Source organism: Paenibacillus sp. FSL H8-0548 (assembly GCF_038630985.1).
Classification (GTDB): domain Bacteria; phylum Bacillota; class Bacilli; order Paenibacillales; family Paenibacillaceae; genus Pristimantibacillus.
The window spans coordinates 5,896,440-5,914,543 of sequence record NZ_CP152049.1; the positions used below are offsets into that span (position 1 = coordinate 5,896,440).

At 46.7% G+C, this 18,104-nt stretch carries 12 protein-coding genes; 7 read left to right on the forward strand and 5 right to left on the reverse strand.

Annotated features, from left to right (window positions below):
* Nucleotides 1–13: 13 nt before the first annotated feature.
* From MHI37_RS25280 to MHI37_RS25310, 7 genes are all read left to right on the forward strand, one after another.
* Nucleotides 14–2,068, forward strand: a complete 2,055-nt coding sequence (locus MHI37_RS25280; RefSeq protein ID WP_076337100.1) for a beta-galactosidase — start codon at nt 14–16, stop codon at nt 2,066–2,068.
* An 823-nt stretch (nt 2,069–2,891) separates the two neighbouring features.
* A complete protein-coding gene (locus MHI37_RS25285) occupies nt 2,892–3,848 on the forward strand; it encodes an ABC transporter permease subunit (protein WP_076339879.1) in 957 nt (318 codons plus the stop codon).
* A gap of 12 nt (nt 3,849–3,860) precedes the next feature.
* A complete protein-coding gene (locus MHI37_RS25290; RefSeq protein ID WP_076339880.1) occupies nt 3,861–4,790 on the forward strand; it encodes a carbohydrate ABC transporter permease in 930 nt (309 codons plus the stop codon).
* 87 nt (nt 4,791–4,877) lie between these two features.
* Complete coding sequence (locus MHI37_RS25295; RefSeq protein ID WP_076339881.1) at nt 4,878–6,374, forward strand: ABC transporter substrate-binding protein; 1,497 nt, start codon at nt 4,878–4,880, stop codon at nt 6,372–6,374.
* Nucleotides 6,375–6,511: 137 nt separating this feature from the next.
* Nucleotides 6,512–8,275 carry a histidine kinase gene (locus MHI37_RS25300; RefSeq protein ID WP_076339882.1) on the forward strand — a complete coding sequence of 588 codons (1,764 nt, stop codon included), beginning with the start codon at nt 6,512–6,514 and terminating at the stop codon, nt 8,273–8,275.
* Nucleotides 8,250–9,011 carry a response regulator gene (locus MHI37_RS25305; RefSeq protein WP_076339883.1) on the forward strand — a complete coding sequence of 254 codons (762 nt, stop codon included), beginning with the start codon at nt 8,250–8,252 and terminating at the stop codon, nt 9,009–9,011. Before MHI37_RS25300 ends, MHI37_RS25305 begins: the two co-directional genes overlap by 26 nt.
* Nucleotides 9,012–9,040: 29 nt before the next feature.
* Nucleotides 9,041–10,585, forward strand: coding sequence for an ABC transporter substrate-binding protein (locus MHI37_RS25310; RefSeq protein ID WP_076339884.1), 1,545 nt, complete (start codon nt 9,041–9,043; stop codon nt 10,583–10,585).
* 567 nt (nt 10,586–11,152) lie between these two features.
* Here the strand turns inward: MHI37_RS25310 and MHI37_RS25315 are convergent.
* From MHI37_RS25315 to MHI37_RS25335, 5 genes are all read right to left on the reverse strand, one after another.
* The gene (locus MHI37_RS25315; protein WP_076339885.1) at nt 11,153–12,649 is read right to left on the reverse strand and encodes an MDR family MFS transporter; all 1,497 of its coding nucleotides are present in this window, start codon (nt 12,647–12,649) and stop codon (nt 11,153–11,155) included.
* Between the two features lie 83 nt (nt 12,650–12,732).
* Nucleotides 12,733–15,150 (reverse strand): RNA polymerase recycling motor HelD, encoded by a 2,418-nt coding sequence (helD, locus tag MHI37_RS25320; RefSeq protein WP_076339886.1) that lies wholly within the window; start codon nt 15,148–15,150, stop codon nt 12,733–12,735.
* A gap of 236 nt (nt 15,151–15,386) precedes the next feature.
* Nucleotides 15,387–15,524: a hypothetical protein gene (locus MHI37_RS25325; protein WP_179090336.1), complete on the reverse strand. Its 138-nt coding sequence runs from the start codon at nt 15,522–15,524 to the stop codon at nt 15,387–15,389.
* Between the two features lie 25 nt (nt 15,525–15,549).
* Nucleotides 15,550–17,301, reverse strand: a complete 1,752-nt coding sequence (locus tag MHI37_RS25330; protein WP_076339887.1) for a histidine kinase — start codon at nt 17,299–17,301, stop codon at nt 15,550–15,552.
* 8 nt (nt 17,302–17,309) lie between these two features.
* Nucleotides 17,310–18,041 carry a response regulator gene (locus MHI37_RS25335; RefSeq protein WP_076339888.1) on the reverse strand — a complete coding sequence of 244 codons (732 nt, stop codon included), beginning with the start codon at nt 18,039–18,041 and terminating at the stop codon, nt 17,310–17,312.
* Nucleotides 18,042–18,104: the final 63 nt, after the last annotated feature.

An 18,104-nucleotide genomic window follows, 5' to 3' on the forward strand; every position in this document is an offset into this window, starting at 1 on the left:
GGAGGAACAACAATTGAAGCCTATCGACGCCTTAAAAGAATTTCGCCTTGGCACCTGCTATTACCCGGAGCATTGGCCTGAAGCCTTGTGGGAGGATGACTTCCGCCGGATGAGCGAGCTTGGCTTCTCCATCGTACGTGTCGCAGAATTTGCTTGGTCGATTTTCGAACCTGAAGAGGGTGTTTTCTCATTCGAGCTATTTGATCGGGCGCTCGCTCTTGCCCATAAGCATGGCATAAAGGTAATCATCGGTACGCCAACAGCCACGCCTCCCGCATGGCTTACTCATAAATACCCTGAGGTACTGAATGTTACACAGGAAGGCGTAACGCTGCAGCACGGACTTCGTCGCCATTACAACTACAGCAGCCAAAAATACCGCGAGCTGTCTGCGATCATTACGCGCAAAATGGCCGAGCATTATAAGGATCATCCGGCTGTCATCGGCTGGCAGATCGATAATGAATTCAACTGCGAAATTGGCGTGTTTTATGCGCCTGCCGATCATGATGCGTTTCGCATTTGGCTGCAGGAGAAATACGGTACGCTGGACAAGCTGAACGAAGCTTGGGGAACTGTTTTTTGGAGCCAAACGTATTCTGCTTGGGAGCAAGTATTTCTGCCTCGTCCAACACCAGCAGATCATCAGCCAAATCCTCATCAAGCGCTCGACGAGAAACGGTTTATATCTGACAATACGATTTCCTACGCTAAGGTGCAGGGAGATATTTTGCGCAAGGTCGCTCCTAATCACTGGGTAACGACAAATGGGCTATTCGGTCATTTGGACAGCCACCGGATGAATGACGAGCTGCTCGATTTTTTCAGCTACGATTCCTATCCGCAGTTCTCCACCATCTTTTATGATAAGAATGAAGTGAACCCGCTCGCCGATAGAGGCTGGAGCCAGACACTTGGAGCGGTTCGCTCCATCTCGCCAAACTTTGCCATTATGGAGCAGCAATCCGGTCCCGGCGGCTGGGTTAACCGTATGGATATGCCCTCGCCCAAGCCTGGGCAGATGCGCCTCTGGACTTATCAATCCATTGCGCACGGCGCAAATATGGTTCTATACTTCCGCTGGCGGACGGCGACGGTTGGCAACGAGATCTATTGGCACGGCATTAACGACTATCACAATCAACCGAATCGCCGCGTTCGCGAGGCAGGCCAAATCGGAGCAGAGCTTGCTGGGGCAGGCGATCGTATAGCGAATACACAATTTAAAGCTGAGATTGCGCTGCTTCGCGACTATGATAATGAATGGGATGGCGAATACGACGTATGGCATGGCCCGTTCACTTGGCAAAGCGGCAAGGCATGGTTTAAAGCGTTGAACTACAGACATATTCCTAGCGATATGCTTTATGTTCGCAGCGGTACGACCATCGAGGACTTGAAACGCTACAAGGTGCTCGTCTACCCGCATCCTGCGATTATGCGCGATGAGACAGCCGAGCTTCTAGAGCAATACGTTCGTGAGGGAGGCATTATTATTTTCGGCTGCCGAACCGGCTATAAGAATGAGCATGGCCATGCCTACATGCGTCCTTTCCCTGGCGCCGCTGCTGGACTATGCGGTATTTCCGTGGAAGAATTTACGATGGTAAAGGGCTCGCGCGCAGCAACATCCATGAAATGGAGCGGCAGCGGGGAAGCCTTGACTGGTGCAGATTCCTTCAATGAGATTCTGGTTGTGGAAAGCGATTCGGCTGAAGCAGTCGCTCATTACGCTTCCGACTACTATGCAGGCAAACCCGCGGTGACAAAAAACGTGTTCGGTGAAGGACAGGCTTGGTATTACGGAGCTGTGTTCAATGAGGAAGCTGCAGGACAAATCATCGAGCGGCTTGGTCTTTCTTCGCCTGCTTCCGACTGGCTGACACTTCCTAAAGAAGTAGAGCTGGCCATTCGCGAAGGTGAGGACGGTCCGCTGTATTTCCTGCTCAACTATAGCGAGCAGCCTGCTTTAGTGACACTTAATGAGGAAAAAACGGATCTGCTCACAGGCAGCAAGCTAAGCGGTAGCCTAACCTTAGAAGGCTACGGCGTCGTCGTTCTCAGCTAAATAATTGCGGGGTGAGTCCCGCTTTAAACCAAGAGGATGCCCCAAAAGCCATAAATTCGGCTAGGGCATCCTCTTATTATTTCCAGTTGGTTACAGGTTTCGGTCATTCGGGCGCGATAAGAACACATAGGTGCTTATCACAGCAAAACAGCTTATTTTCTCGAGTGATAAGCACGTATACGTGCTTATCAGGTGGATTTAGTGGCGGGTTTCGGTCATTCGAGCGCGATAAGAACACATAGGTGCTTATCACAGCAAAACAGCTTATTTTCTCGAGTGATAAGCACGTATACGTGCTTATCAGGTGGATTTAGTGACGGGTTTCGGTCATTCGAGCGCGATAAGAACACATAGGTGCTTATCACAGCAAAACAGCTTATTTTCTCGAGTGATAAGCACGTATACGTGCTTATCAGGTGGATTTAGTGGCGGGTTTCGGTCATTCGGGCGCGATAAGAACACATAGGTGCTTATCACAGCAAAACAGATTACTTTCTCGAGTGATAAGTACGTATACGTGCTTATCAGATGGATTTAGTGGCGGGTTTCGGTCATTCGAGCGCGATAAGAACACATAGGTGCTTATCACAGCAAAACAGCTTATTTTCTCGGAAAATAAGAGGGTCCTTCACAAGTGAACTGCACCCATAAATAGCAAGGGCGCTGCCAAAGGAGCCCACATTCTCTATAATAGATTTTTTCGAATCTAACGTTTGTTGACTATAGTATCAAGTTTGTTGTCTAGAAGCACCCAATCCTCCTACTATACAATGTACTTAACAAGTGCATGACAAGCGAGAAGACACCGAAAGGAGTAACAGACATGAGATCTACAGCTGAACAAAAAAATAAAAGAAAGCGCTTACGTTTTCAGTGGCACAAGCAGGATACGGAGCTCACCCTCTTGGCATTGCCTACGACAATTTGGTACATCCTGTTTTGTTTCTTGCCTATGTTCGGGATCATCATTGCCTTCAAAAACTTCAGAATTAGCGGCGGCTTCTTGAGCAATGTGTTTAACAGCCCATGGGTAGGCTTCAAAAACTTTGAGTTCTTATTCAAGTCGAACGATGCTTGGATCATTATTCGAAATACCATCGGATACAATATTATTTTTATCATTCTAGGTATTGTGCTGCCCGTTCTATTCGCTATTATGATCGGACTGCTCCACAATCGCAAAGCAAGTAAAGTCTATCAGACGATGATGTTTCTCCCCTATTTCCTATCTTGGGTTGTCGTATCTGCTGTAGGCTGGGCGTTCCTAAGCTTTGATAAAGGGATTCTCAATCAAATGCTCGTCAATATGGGCGGCGATCCTGTCAACTGGTATATGGAGCCGTCATACTGGCCCTACTTTCTCATTCTCTTAAATGTCTGGAAAGGCTTAGGCTATGGCATGGTCATCTATCTGGCAACCATCACAAGCCTTGACAGCACCTATTATGAGGCAGCTGTTATTGATGGCGCTTCCATTTGGCAGCAGACGAGATACATTACATTGCCCATGCTCAAACTCGTGATCGTCATGCTGTTCATTTTGGCAGTTGGACGTATATTCTACACCGATTTTGGCTTGTTCTATCAGGTCACGCGAGATTCCAATTCTCTGTTCAACGTGGCTACCACCATCGATGTTTTGGTTTATAAACAACTAAAATCCGCTACCTTGGGTATGGCAGCTTCAGCCGCATTCGTACAGTCTGTTCTGGGTTGTGCAACTATTCTAATCGCAAATTGGATTGTTCGCAAAGTTGATCCAGATAGCGCGATGATGTAAGGAGGTTAGACTATGTCAACGAGAACGACTTACGAAACGGGCCTTGAGAAATTCAACCGTACAAGTAAGGTTGTAAATATCTTTTTCAACCTGATATTTATCATCTTGGCGCTGCTCTGCGTCATACCAGTAGTCGTTGTTCTATCTATTTCATTTTCCAGTGAGGAATCCATACGTGAGACAGGATATCATCTGCTGCCGGTTGCATTGTCAGGCGAGGCTTACGCCTATGTAGTCAAGCAGGGAACGATGATTCTGCGGGCACTCGGCGTATCCGCTCTTGTTACGGTGGTTGGTACTGTGCTCGGCGTATTGCTTACCACCTCCATGGGCTATGTGCTTTCCCGCCCAACCTACAAGCTGAATGGTTTTCTGACCTGGGTCGTATTCATCCCTATGATATTCAATGGCGGCTTGGTATCCAGCTACTTCATTAATACAAATTTATTAGGGCTAAAAGATAGCGTCTGGGCACTTATTCTACCGCTGGCCGTCTCATCTTTTAACGTGATCATTTGTAAAACGTTCTTTAAAAGTACGATTCCCGATGGGCTGATTGAATCTGCTGAAATTGATGGCGCGAGCCAGCTGCGAATCTTTTTCTCCATCATCCTGCCGATCTCCTTGCCTGTCGTTGCAACCATTGGACTGTTCCTCTGCTTCTCTTATTGGAATGATTGGTTTCAATCGATGTTATACATCGACAACCAGAACCTATATTCTCTGCAGGCACTGCTAAATAGCTTAATGAGCAATGTCGATGCACTTGCCAAAAATGCTGCAAGCATGGGCGTTAGCTATGCTGTGCTTGTCGCAACGATGCCGAAGGAATCTGCCCGAATGGCTGTAGCCATTATCATTGTTCTGCCTGTAGCCTTCGCCTATCCGTTCTTCCAGAAATATTTTATTTCCGGACTAATGATCGGTGCTGTCAAAGGATAACCAACGAAATAAGCCAAGCTAGCTTGGTTTATGATAGATCACTGTTCAACGCTTGCGGTGATACAACATCTATAAGGGGGAAATGAAATGAAGAAATCTTGGAAGCTCATCTCTATGCTTTGTACGCTCACACTGCTGGTGGCTGCCTTAGCAGCCTGCTCCGGCTCGAACTCTCCATCTGCAACAAATGCACCTAACGCAAGCACAGATACACCAAAGGATACTGCAGAACCTAGCAAGGATATTCCGACTTTGATCTGGTGGACCATTGGCGGCCAAGTACCTAATAACTTCAGTAAAGCTATTGATGCCATGAATGCCTACACAGCGGAGAAGATTGGTGTGAAAATTGACATCAAGGTAGCCAGCTGGGGTGAATGGGACACCAAAATAAACACGATTGTGAATACGGGCGAACCCTTCGACATTATGTTCACAAACAGTGGGAAATACAGCAAGCAAGTCGCTATGGGAGCTTTTGCCGATATTACTGATCTGGTTCAAAGTGAAGCGGCTGACTTATACAAAGCGATTCCTGAAAAGGTATGGGACGGCACGAAAATTGGTGGCAAATATTATTCCGTTCCCACTTACAAGGATTCAGCACTAACGCAATATTGGGTGTACGATGATAAATACGTGCAAAAGTACAATATCGATATCAACAACATCAAAACACTGCAGGACCTTGATCAACCGCTGCGCAGTATAAAGTCAGGCGAAGGCAAGAGCTTCTACCCATTGCCAATGACACAGGGTGAAGGCTTGAACGGTTTCTTTAACCATTATGACGATCTAACACTAGGCTTCGCCCCAATTGGCGTAAAAGCTGACGATGGATCACGCACGGTTGTCTCTGTTCTCGAGCAGCCTGATATTATGGCCGACCTGAAGCTCCTTCATCAATGGTACCAGGCTGGCATCATCAACCCTGATGCTCCGACTAAAACAGAGAACGACAAAGGCAGACCATTCTTCGCCGCTCAGGCATTTCCAGGCGCTGAAGTAGGCTGGCAAATTAATGATGCTGTTCAGAAGTATGATATGGTTCAGCACTTCGGACCTATTTATACAACAAGTACGATCCAAGGCTCCCTGAACGCCATTTCTGCCAATTCGAAATATAAGAAGGAAGCATTGAAGTACCTGGAATTGGTCAACACTGATCCAAAACTGCGCAATATGCTGGCATTCGGTGAGTTAGACGTGGACTACAAAAATGTCGATGGCGAGAAGGTTATCGAGCGTACTTCCGATACTTGGCCACTGGCTGCTTACTCCCAAGCTACGTTCTTTAATCTAGCGGTTACCAAAGGTGCTCCCGAGGATCAATGGGAACAGGTTAAGATGCTGAATGACGCAGCGACATCTTCCACTGTACTCGGTTTCGCACTGGACATCAGCGATCTTCAGACCGAAGTGGCGAATTCCCAATCGGTATGGGATAAATACAAATATGAGCTCATTACTGGCGCATCCGATCCGGAGAAGATGATTCCGAAGATTACTGCTGAATTAAAGTCCGCTGGCATGGACACGATTATGAAAGCTGCTCAAGAACAAATTAACAACTACTTCAAGTAAATGAAAAAAAGCATCCCTTATAGAGACACTCTGTATGGGATGCTTTTTTCTTGCTGCCTATGAAGCTTTCCTTAATCATGATAAAGTGGTATGGTAAACGCTTACTTTAAGGCGAGCTGCTGTAATTGAGGTGTCATATGAGTTCTTTTTTACAAATCAAAATTTATCGTTACAAATTTATTGCCTATGTCGTCTTCGTCGTGACCATTGGACTCGCGCTTGGCATTCTGACCTGTGCCATGCTGCTCAATCAATGGGTTGCTGATGCCCGTTTAGAGGCTGCTAACGCTTTCGCTGGTATAGAGAATGAGCTGCAGTATGACGCCGACCGTATTGAGGCTTACATGCAGCGAATATACTCCAATCATAGTTTAATGGATGATGCTCGCAGTTTTTTAAGCAGCAGCGCTGAAGGATACTTAACCAATAGTTTGCAAAACAGCCAATTCTCACAGCCGCTGGTATCCTTCCCAGAGGATATTAAAACCTATCTGTACAGCTGGGCGCAAGGTGGAATAACGCAGGTTAGTCTGCATACCAGCCAGTATGGCAATGTCGTACACTTTAACGATAACGGAATTGCAAGCTTCCTATTCGGTCTTCCAAATACAGATGAAGCTTTTCACGATACGATTCTAAAGGGATTCGTATACCGTAAAAAATTATCAGATCCAACACTTGGATTTAAGGAATTAGGGGAGCTGCGCTTCTTGGTCAGCAGTGATCAAATCTTTAAGTCTATCCAAAATTATCGATTGGGAAAAGCTGCTGCAGTCAGCGCTTCTGGCGAGATCTACCTTATCGGTAGCGGACAGGACCCAGACTTGATGGATTTATCCCGTTTAGCGATGGCGGATGGACGCAGTCATGGTTATATTTCGAAGGGATTTTTTGAGCACAGCTTCTTTATCACCTTTCCGTCCACCAAATTTAATTTCAAATTCGTTAGCATCGTTGATTTATCTATGCTCATTCGGCAGCATGCCAAGATGTTGATCACCATTTTTGTGATCGTATTAACGACCATGATTAGTGTACTGCTGCTCATTGTGTACAATTTGCGCGATGATTCCCGCTTTCTGCACCGTATTATTCAATCGATTGGACGCGTGAAAACAGCCAATTTCACACCTAATCGCCCTGCCCGCTATCGTCGCAATGAATACGGCATGATCGCAAGGGAATTAGACGATATGATTCAGCAGTTGGATAAGCACATCCGCAATGAATATTTGCTTAAGCTAAAGCAGCAGGAAACCGAGATGAAAGCGCTCCAAAATCAGATCAACCCTCATTTTCTTTATAATACGTTAGAGGTCATCCGCTCCACTGCTCTTGTTAACCAGGACAGAGACACCGCTGATGCCATCGCTACCTTAGGGGCGCTCTATCGCGAAATCGTCAAAAAGGAAAATATTATTACGGTTGCAAGTGAGCTGGAATTGCTGCAAAAGTACTTAGAGATTATGGAGTTTAAGTATCCTGAACGTTTTTTTTATCAAGTCAATGTTGAGCCGGCGATGCTCTTGATCCCTACCGTGAAATTCTGGATGCAGCCTTTGGCTGAGAACTTTTTCATCCATGGCTTTAGCGCAAGCAATGAATTTAACCTGTATGTCGTTAATGGCTGGGAAGCTGCAGATTATTATGTATTAGAATTCGTGGATAATGGACGTGGTATAGGGGCGGAGCGATTAAACTCAGTGCGAAACACATTGTCCAACCAGGATGATGCTTCTTCCGAGAGTATCGGTTTACGCAATGTTTATACAAGGCTTCACTTCTTTTATGGGAAAAGCTTTTCTATCAAAATTGAAAATAATGAGGAAGCTGGAGTTAAGATTTCTGTACGGATTCCAAAAGAGGTGATTGAACATGTACAAACTGCTGATTATAGATGACGAACCTCAGATTTTGGAGGGAATGAAGCGAATCCTGGACTGGAAGCAATACGGCTTCAGTAGGATCGATACCTGCGAATCTACGGAAGCTGCCATGTCCATGGTTGTAGATCTGCTGCCTGATGTCGCTATTTTTGATGTTTGCATTGGCAAAAATCTTGGCTATGAAACGATCAACAGACTTAATGAACTCCAAATCCCTACAAAATATGTAATTATGAGCGGCTACAGTGAGTTCAAATATGCCCAAGAGGCCATTCGTTGTGGTGTCAAAGACTATCTGCTCAAGCCTGTAGATCGTACAAAGCTGCAACAAGTGATTGAGAAAATTATTGTTGAAGATCTCCATGGTACGATAGGCAATATTAGCTGCGAGAGCTTGAACAAGGACCCGGTACTAGGTGTAAGCTATAACAGCTTATCCAAGCTGGTTAACCGCATTTTGCTGATGATCAAGACGGAGTATGCGCAAAATATTACCTTAAAATCAGTGGCAGAGCGCTTTCAGATGAACAGCACCTATCTTGGGCAATTATTTCTTAAAGAATCCGGAATGAAATTTTCAGAATACCTAATGGCCTACCGAATGCTCCTTGCACAAGAACGTATTCAATCGTCAGATGAGAAGATTTCTTCGATCGCAAATTCGGTAGGCTACAACAATCTCAATTATTTCTATACACACTTTCAAAGCTTTTTCGAGAAATCTCCCTCTGATCTGCGGGGAAAAGGATAATAACGATCAAGGCAGAATGGAGAATATTGATGCTAAAGTGCTCTAAATACAAAAGTATCTTCATGACGATCAGTATTATACTGCTGCTCACAGCGTATTCAACCGGTTGCTCCCGGCAGCCTAGCAGAAACATCGATGATAACGATTATGGTGAAACTGTAAATCTGATTTATTACACAATTGGAGAGCCTGACAAGGATCTAAAGCTCGTAAATGATAAAATTAATGAAATCATGGCTCGTAAAATAGGCGTAACGATTACCTATATCAAGGTTAGTTGGCAGGAGTATGAAGATCGGCTAAACACACTTATATCCGCAGGAACCACTTTCGACATTGCTTTTGCACCAAACTATGCAGCCACCACTATGCGCGGCGCATGGCTGAGACTTGATAGCTATCTTACAGGTCTAGGCAAGGAGTTGTACGACACTGTTGACCCCATCTTTTGGCAGGGGCTGCAAATGAATGATGGAGGCATTTATGGGGTACCGACCAATAAAGAGCTGGCCGTGCGTGATCATTGGATGTACCCTGCTTCCATAGTGGAAAAGTACAAGATCGACATTACCAAATACGATACGCTGGAGTCGCTTGAGCCTTTGTTCCGGATGATTCAACAGAATGAGCCTGCATACATCCCTATGGAATTAGATCGGGATTCACATAATTTCTTTGCTCTTGATGGCTATGAATATATTTTGAACCATAAAATTCCTTTGATGGTGAAATCACTGGACCCTAATGCTAAGGTCGTGAACATTTTTGAAACAGAAGAGGCTCGGCAGGTATTAGACACATTAAGGCATTATTATAAGGAAGGCTTCATAAACAAAGACGCCGCGCTGCGAGAGCCTGGCGGACTTAAGCGTGGGGATAAAGTGTTCTGGAAATCCTCTGGTGGCGGCCCGCTCTCGGATACGACTTGGAGTAAGGATCGCGGCTACAGGGTTATATCGAATCCCGTAACCCCTATCGTCGTCACAACGGAATCCGTCCGTGGCGGGATCATGGCTGTTAATGCCAACACCAAGCATCCCATTGCGTCTATTAAGTTTCTGAACCTGCTCAATACCGACCCTGAAATACGAAACTTATTTAATTATGGTATTGAAGGAGTGCATTACACACTGAACGAGCATGGGCAAGCGGTCCCCATACCCGGCAATGACAGCCACGGGGATCCGATCCCAGATGCACCAGCAAGCTATGCCGGAGTACAATATACGCAGGGCAACTGGTTTATTCTGAGAACCATGGGCGGTGATAACCCGGAACCCCTCGATAAATGGGATCAATTCCGCAAATACAACGCTGAAGTAATCAAGTCTACCGTTCTCGGCTTTACGCCTGATCTATCGGGGCTCACTGCCCAAACCGATAACATTGAGATGGTTTGGAAGAAATATTATCCCAGCCTCATGACTGGCACCGTCGATGTTGACACGATCCTCCCCAAGTTTAACGAGGAGCTAAAGCAAGCAGGGATCGAAGAAGTACAGAAAGAAATACAGAAGCAGTTGGATACGCGGCGTAATGAGGCGAGTCCGATAACGGCTCCCGTATCCCGCTAGCGGATCTTGACCCAACAACCCTGTAACCGTGACCCAAAAGAATGCTCTACTCGCGCAGCGACTAAAACGTAAATATCTAGTTCATCTTACGTGCTGCACAAACTAATATAATCAGGAAGGTGAAACGGCTGTCGCCGTCCTTATGGCGGTGGCGCGTTTCATTCCGGAGAAATATAGAGAAAGTATGGCGAATGGATATACTTTCCTATATTTCAACAAAATCACCCTTACGGATGATTGTAAATCGCAGTCATGTCGGCTCACGCTTCTAACGGAAGCCAGAGACGCTAAATCGCCTTTATTTTTCGTTTCAAGATTGTAACGGAAACACGGGCCTCTATTTGTACCCTACCTGCCCGATCTCGTTTCATTTCTGCGTAATAGAGTCTCCCACTTCCGTTAAAACGTGACTCTAGCCAAAAATGGAACTTTAGCGTCTCTGGTTTCCGTTAGCTTTCGTTAACAACAGGTTAGAAGAATCCATAGTTTCCGAATCAGCAAAAAATAGCCTTGGCCGACTAACGGCCAAGGCTATTTGCATACGAGCGAATCGGAGCCGATTCGCGATTAATGCCCCATCATCGCCGCCGGGTCCGGATTTTCCCCGCCGGTTAGTACGTCTTCTTCCTGCTGCTTCGGTTTACGCAGCAGGAGCGACAATGCGACACCCGCTGTCGCGAGGCATGCGGACAGGAAGAACGTGTCGCCGTAACCTGCGACGACGGCGCTCAGCGGATTTGCGTCCGCTCTCGCGCTTGCTGCGTGGAAAGTGATTTGCGACGTCAGATAACCAGTCAGGCCCGCGACCGCGAACGAAACGACGACTTGTTGAGCTGCTGTTGTCAGCGGTGTAACGCGGCCCACTAGACGGCGAGGCGCAGAGTTCAGCACATGCGTGTTGAGCGGCATCATGGAGAATCCCATGCCTAGACCCATAATGCAAATGCACAGTAGGATAACCCACAGCGAGGTATCCACCGATATGCTGGACAAGATGAACAGAGATACGGATACGATTGAAAGACCAGCGAAGGCGAGCGGACGCGCGCCGATCTTGTCGAACAACCGCCCACTGATCGGCATGCCGATTGCGGCGCATAGCGCATAAGGCATCAGGATCCAGCCCGTTTCAAGCGCGGTGTAGTGCATTACGCCTTGCAGATACAGCGGCACGATCAGCATTGCACCGAACATTGCAAGCTGTACGATCCACGTCAAGATGATGCTGCGTGTAAAGTCGGACGACTTGAACACTTTCAGCTCCAGCAGCGGCTGCTTCTGTGCCAATTCCACGAAGATGAACAGGATGAGCGCAATGCCGCCGACGGTCAAGCCTGTGATCGTCGAAGCGCTGGACCAGCTGGTTCCGCCTTCGCTTACACCGTACGCCAGCATGGAGAAGGCGATCGGCGCAAGGCACATGCCGATGAGATCCAGATGCGGTGCCGCATCGCGACCCGATTTCGGCAAATATTTATACCCGAGAATGAAGGCGATAATGCCGATCGGCAGATTGATGATAAAAATCCAATGCCAGCTGACAGAATCGACCAGCCAGCCGGATAACACAGGACCGAATGCCGGTGCCAGCAGCATTGGGATGCCGAGTAAGCCCATGATGGATCCGCGGCGCTCTGGAGGCGCGAGCTTGAACACCATCGTCATCCCGATCGGGGCCACCATACCGCCGCCCAAGCCTTGAATAATGCGGTAAATGATCAGCTGTTCCGGCGTTTGCGCGATACCGCACAGCACGGAGCCGATCGTGAACAGGGCGATCGTAATCATGAAAATTTGCTTGGAGCCAAATTTATCGGTCATCCAGCCTGCAAGCGGAATAACAGCGGATAAGGCCAATGTATAACCAGTGACGGTCCATTGGATCGTCTTCAGATCGGTGTCGAAGTATTCAACGAGTTTCGGAATGGCATTATTAACGACGGTGCTGTCCAAAATAACCATAATCATGGCGGCAATAATCGCCAGGAGCGGTGGTAGAATGGCTTTCAGCGAGAAGTCGTCCCCGCCGGCTGCCGGCGGTTTTATTTGCGTAGGAGTTGACATAAATCCCTGCTTTCTGCTCATCGAGCTGTGTACGAATGAAAATAATAGCGCAGCTTATCGCGACCGACGGCACTCCTGATCCGTCAATATGGAGCTTTCTCGTACAGATTCTCAGGCAATGCCTGCACGAACGGCGACCAATCGCCCGTCGTGTATAGATGAAGCCGGTGCATGGCCCGCGTACACGCCGTATATAGAAGCTTGCGTTCGTTGTCCCGGCCGTATGCTTCGGGCGAAGCATCATAGACCAAGACTGCATCGAACTCGACACCCTTGGCAAGATACACGGGAATGACCATCACTCCTTTTTCAAAGCCCAGCGTCTCCTTCGTAATAAGACGCAGCGCTTCTCCTCCATGAATCCGTAACGATTCATGGGCTTCACGGCTTTCTGCCGCGGTCTTCGTGATGACGGCGATGGAATCGAAGCCCTCGGCCATGAGCGCCGTTATATCTGCCAGAATTTGTGTATCACGCTTCTCCCCGCCGTCCAGTCTCGCCAGTATGGGCTTTTGGCCTCCCCTATCAAACGGTGCAATTTCTTCTCCATCTGGAAGCATCAATTTCGTAAATTCAACAATCTCCCTAGTTGAACGATAGCTGCGTACAAGGCAGACAAGGCTTGTGTCGGCTTCTCCGAAAAGCCGAACCAGCGGAGAATCGGATACGGCCAAACTTGTAGACTGCATGAAGATCGCTTGGCCGGAATCACCCAGCACCGTCATCCGGGCACGGGGAAACAGTTTTTTTAGATATTCATATTGAAACGACGAATAATCCTGACCCTCATCAACGAAGACATACCGAATTTCCGTGTTCGTCCGAACGCCTTCGATCAGTTCTTTTACATACAAATACGGAGTCGCATCCTCGTAGAACAACTCGTTCCGGAGCAACACTTCCTTAGTTTGCCTGCATATTTCAAGCCACAGCGGAGGGATTACGGCCCCATTCGTTTTCTCCTGATAAGCGGCTTCGCCCTCAAATAATTGGCCATATATGCCTTTGACATCAACAAACGAGAATTTCTTTATACTTTTCCTTAGCGGTTTAAAGCTTTCTTTCACGATCCTTCGGCAGAGCAGATCTTCCTCTCTCAGAGCGAAGTCAAAGTCCCCTTCATCTTCCCGGCGCTTATTGTTCATTTTCTCGCGAACTGCGGCGAATTGTTCCGCAACGTCGAATACTTCCCTATCTTTATGCAGCATGTCGAAAACTTCCGCGTACTGCTCGGTGTCGAGGTAATTCAACTCTTCCTGCACCCAAGGCGCTTCCCGTTCCAGGCGTTCCAGCGAAGCTAGTTCATTCAGCAGCCATTCCTGCAAGAGAAGGACACGATTGAGCAACGGCAAGGAACGGTCATAACCGTAAAATTTCGCTCTCATTCGCTCTGCGGTAATCAAATCGCGGTCCCGAAACCGAATACCGTTAAATCGCATGCCTTCCCGTCCCAACCATATGCCATAGTTCTGCAGGGCTTGAAGGAATGCCTCTGAAGCTTTATACTCGATCCCCTGAAGACGAGCCTCATACCCCGGTGTTCCTTGTGCGGTCAGTACATATTCGATCTGATCAAAGGAATCCTCCAGCCGTAACGAGGAACCGAGCCAATAGTCGAGATATTCCTGAAAAGTCGTTTGCTGCATATTCTCTTCACCGAGCTCCGGAAGGACGGTGGAAATATAACTGGTAAACATCGGATTCGGCGAGAAAAGAACGATTTGATCAGCCTTGATCGTCTGGCGGTGTTTGTACAGCAAGTACGCCACCCGCTGTAATGCCGCTGAAGTTTTGCCGCTGCCGGCTGCCCCTTGTACGATTAGCATGCGGCTTTTGTCATTGCGGATAATGGCGTTTTGTTCCTTCTGGATAGTTGCTACGATACTCTTCATTTGCGAGTCCGCACCTTTTCCGAGCACTTGCTGCAGCAATTCGTCTCCAATCGTTTCGTTCGCGTCAAACATATTGCGGATTTGCCCGTTTTGAATCTGAAACTGCCGTTTGAGCTCCATCGTCCCTTCGATTTTTCCGGCCGGCGTGACATAAGACGCTAGGCCGGGGGAGTAGTCATAGTACAGGCTAGCGATTGGTGAGCGCCAGTCATAGATCAAAAAGTTTAACCCGTCCTCGTCGGCGAAGGAAGATACTCCGACATAGATCTGCTCGTTGAGACTCAGGCCATCTTCCTGAAAGTCGATGCGTCCGAAATAAGGAGATGGGAGTAGACGGTTCATGCTTTTCCATTGCTGCATCAATAGCTTGTGGCCGCGCTCCCGCTCGGCCAATATCGCGGATTGCTGATTAATCGTGTAGAAGGTCTCTTCGAAATCTTCGTACGTACTTGTATTGATCGTAACTTCTTCCCAAAATCGCTTGCGGATGTCCGTCGCTTGATCGTGCAAACCGGCAACCTCCGGCTCCAGTTCAGTGATTCTTGCCTGCAGCCTGTTCCTGACCCATTCCAGCCGCTCCTGCTCCTGCCGCCAATCATTCGCTTCCATCTCTCCTAACACTCTCCCTTTTCCTTTTTCTGGTATAAAAAAGAGCATTGACAAATCAAAGTTCTAGATGTACAATAAAATTAGGAAAAGATTAAAGTACGATCCGTCATTAAATTAGTCAATTACGCTATCGATTATATCATAGCGATATTTTGTGTTCAATATATTTTATTGTTATCTCAGCAGTTCTGAGCTCTAACTTGAATTGTGGACAGTTTAATTAAACCGCGGCTGAGTTAAGCTGCCAGAAGATGACCCTCGATAGCATGAGGCGTCATTTTTTTTATGTCCACTGGCAGTAATCCTCTGCCGAGTCCCATTGCAGAAGCAATCGAAAATAATGAATCGAGCGTCATATAACGTAAAAAGGACAAGAACAATCCCTGCCCTCTTTACTCTCTATTGCTTGATTTGGGGGAGCATAATGCTGATCACAGTCCCCAGCCCCAGCCTGCTCTTAATCGTAATTTGATAGTTCCGATCATACAGCAGCTTCAGCCGTTTATTCGTATTCAATAAGCCGATATGCTTGGACTGTTCATCGGATGCAACCAGAGATCTCCTGATTTCGGTGAGCCGGTCCGAAGGAATGCCGTTTCCGTTATCGGAGACGACAAGCCGAAGCTGTTCTCCTACACGTAAAATTTTTATTTTGATTAGACCGTTTCCGGTCTTTTCCTTTATGCCGTGGTACAAGCTGTTCTCAACTAAAGGCTGAAGCAGCAGCTTCATCGTATGAAGCTTGAGAATTTCTTCGTCGTATTCAAATAGAACATCGAAAGTATCCTTGTACCGCTTCTTCTGAATATTGATGTAGCTGACCGTGTTCGCAATTTCTTCCTCCCAGGTAACCTCATTGGTTGGACGGCTGAAGGAATAGGAAAGCATGTCGGATAAGTCCTCGATCATATCGCTCGCTTTGTTCGGCTTTCCTGTTAGACCGACGGTTTCCCAATAAATCGAATTCAGCGTGTTATACAAAAAATGAGGATTGATTTGGGATTGAAGCGCAAGCAGCTCCATCACTTGAAGCCTATATTTCTTCTCAGACAGCTGGGTTTGAATATACCGATGTTCTATGAAATGGGCGATCATGTTCTGAATAATGTAGGAATATTCATCGTTGACTTTGCTAGGCGGCTTCAGCGGCGTACGATTATTCTCGGCCGATCTCAGCAGCGAGGTAATGGCAAGCAGCTGCCTGTAATTTCTTCTGGTCAAATAAAAGGTTAACGCAAGTCCCAAAAAGAAGGACAAGCATGCAAAACCGATTGTATAGTTTAGTATGCGCGAGGGCGTCTCGTACAACGAAACATGCGGAATGACGGACACGTATTTCCAGTTGTATTGCTCCGATTCCACCTTCGTCACGTTGACCTCTCCCAGAGAGGAATCCAGGTCGAAATAGGTCGACGGGTGGTTTGCAATTTGGTCGAGCTCGGTTGCTTTCAGAATATTTTCTTCATTATTGGAGAAAATAACCTGATTATTTTCGTTTAGCACGAGCAGAATCTGATCCTTATACGTCGTGATGTTAGATAAAATATTTTCAATGTATTTTGGACGAATATTTAAAATAATACCGATTTTCCGAGGCGCCAGCACGTTGTAAATGGATATTAATTCAGTCGGCTGCGTCTCGAACGCGAAAATCTTAGCTTCTCTTTTGGACGTCCATTCCGTTGCAGGTCCTTCGTATTCCATGAATTCCTCGAACCAGCCCGTATCATTGAAGCGGTTGATCGAGGACAAGCCGTCAAGTGAGGAAACGAAGCGGCCGTACGGATTTTCCGAGTAAAAATAAATGGAGTGGATATAAGGCTTGGAGCTGGTAAGCGCATTTAAATAGCTGAAAATAATTTGGTACGAAGTAGAACTCTCGTACGTATAGGTTGGATTTTGCAGAACGTCGGACAGCTCATTGAATACCTTTGCGTTCTGATATAGCGCAAGCTTCAACGTATCCAGTTCGTCCAAAATCATCTCGAGCTGGCGCTGTGATTGCAATAGCAGGAATCGGCTATTCTTGTTAATGTCTTCCTTCATATCCCGTTGCGTCGTTATAAAGGACAACGACCCTAGTATGATTAAAGGCAAAATTAAAGGAATGAGAAAAGTAGCCAAATGCTTGATAAAATAGCGCTCTTTCATCGTTCAGGTCATCCGTTCTTATATTCACTGGGTGTCTTGCCATAAAAGCTTTTGAACGTTCGGGTAAAGTTTTTGGCATTGCTGTAGCCGACCATTTCACTAATTTCGTATGTTTTAAATTGGTTTTCCTGAATGAGCCTCATCGCAACCTTCATTTTTACCTGTATGAGATAATCGGTGAAATTTTGACCGGTTTTTTGTTTGAACAAATAGCTCAAATAGTTGGCATTCAAATAAACCTGCTTAGCCGCATCCTCCAGATTCGCATTTTTATATTGGTCCTGGATATACGATTTAATTTGCGTAATGATGAGTCCTTCGTTTCCCGTGACAGACGGCGGTTGATCCAAGGCGCGCTTAGCCGCTTCCAGCTCGTCTCTCAGACTGGCGAATACGTCCAATAGCACCTGATATTTTGCGGGCTTCACGATATAGTTGTTGACTCGGTAGCGAAGCGCCTTCTGGGCATATTCAAACTCGCGGTAGCTGCTCAGAAAAATAACATGAATATTATGCTTCTGCTCATGAATGACCTCGGCAAGCTCAAGACCGGACATGACAGGCATTTTAATATCGGTAAGGATGACATCGATTTTGTCATTATTTTCAATGAAATTTAACGCTTCCTTACCGTTCCCGCATTGGCCGATAATTTGAAAACCGACCTCCTGCCACGGAAAGTAGGAGGATAAAGCTTCTCTTGTATCCGCCTCATCATCGACTAGCAGCAGCCTGTACATCCCATCACCTCTTTACGATGTAATCTTCCCTTGCTGATATTGAAATTATAGCACAGCAGGGTC

Bases quoted from the DNA above. Each gene is read 5' to 3' on its own strand.
- MHI37_RS25285 (WP_076339879.1), top strand. From the start codon at position 2,892: ATGAGATCTACAGCTGAACAAAAAAATAAAAGAAAGCGCTTACGTTTT.
- MHI37_RS25290 (WP_076339880.1), top strand. From the start codon at position 3,861: ATGTCAACGAGAACGACTTACGAAACGGGCCTTGAGAAATTCAACCGT.
- MHI37_RS25295 (WP_076339881.1), top strand. From the start codon at position 4,878: ATGAAGAAATCTTGGAAGCTCATCTCTATGCTTTGTACGCTCACACTG.
- MHI37_RS25300 (WP_076339882.1), top strand. From the start codon at position 6,512: ATGAGTTCTTTTTTACAAATCAAAATTTATCGTTACAAATTTATTGCC.
- MHI37_RS25305 (WP_076339883.1), top strand. From the start codon at position 8,250: ATGTACAAACTGCTGATTATAGATGACGAACCTCAGATTTTGGAGGGA.
- MHI37_RS25310 (WP_076339884.1), top strand. From the start codon at position 9,041: ATGCTAAAGTGCTCTAAATACAAAAGTATCTTCATGACGATCAGTATT.
- MHI37_RS25315 (WP_076339885.1), bottom strand. From the start codon at position 12,649: ATGTCAACTCCTACGCAAATAAAACCGCCGGCAGCCGGCGGGGACGAC.
- helD (WP_076339886.1), bottom strand. From the start codon at position 15,150: ATGGAAGCGAATGATTGGCGGCAGGAGCAGGAGCGGCTGGAATGGGTC.
- MHI37_RS25330 (WP_076339887.1), bottom strand. From the start codon at position 17,301: ATGAAAGAGCGCTATTTTATCAAGCATTTGGCTACTTTTCTCATTCCT.
- MHI37_RS25335 (WP_076339888.1), bottom strand. From the start codon at position 18,041: ATGTACAGGCTGCTGCTAGTCGATGATGAGGCGGATACAAGAGAAGCT.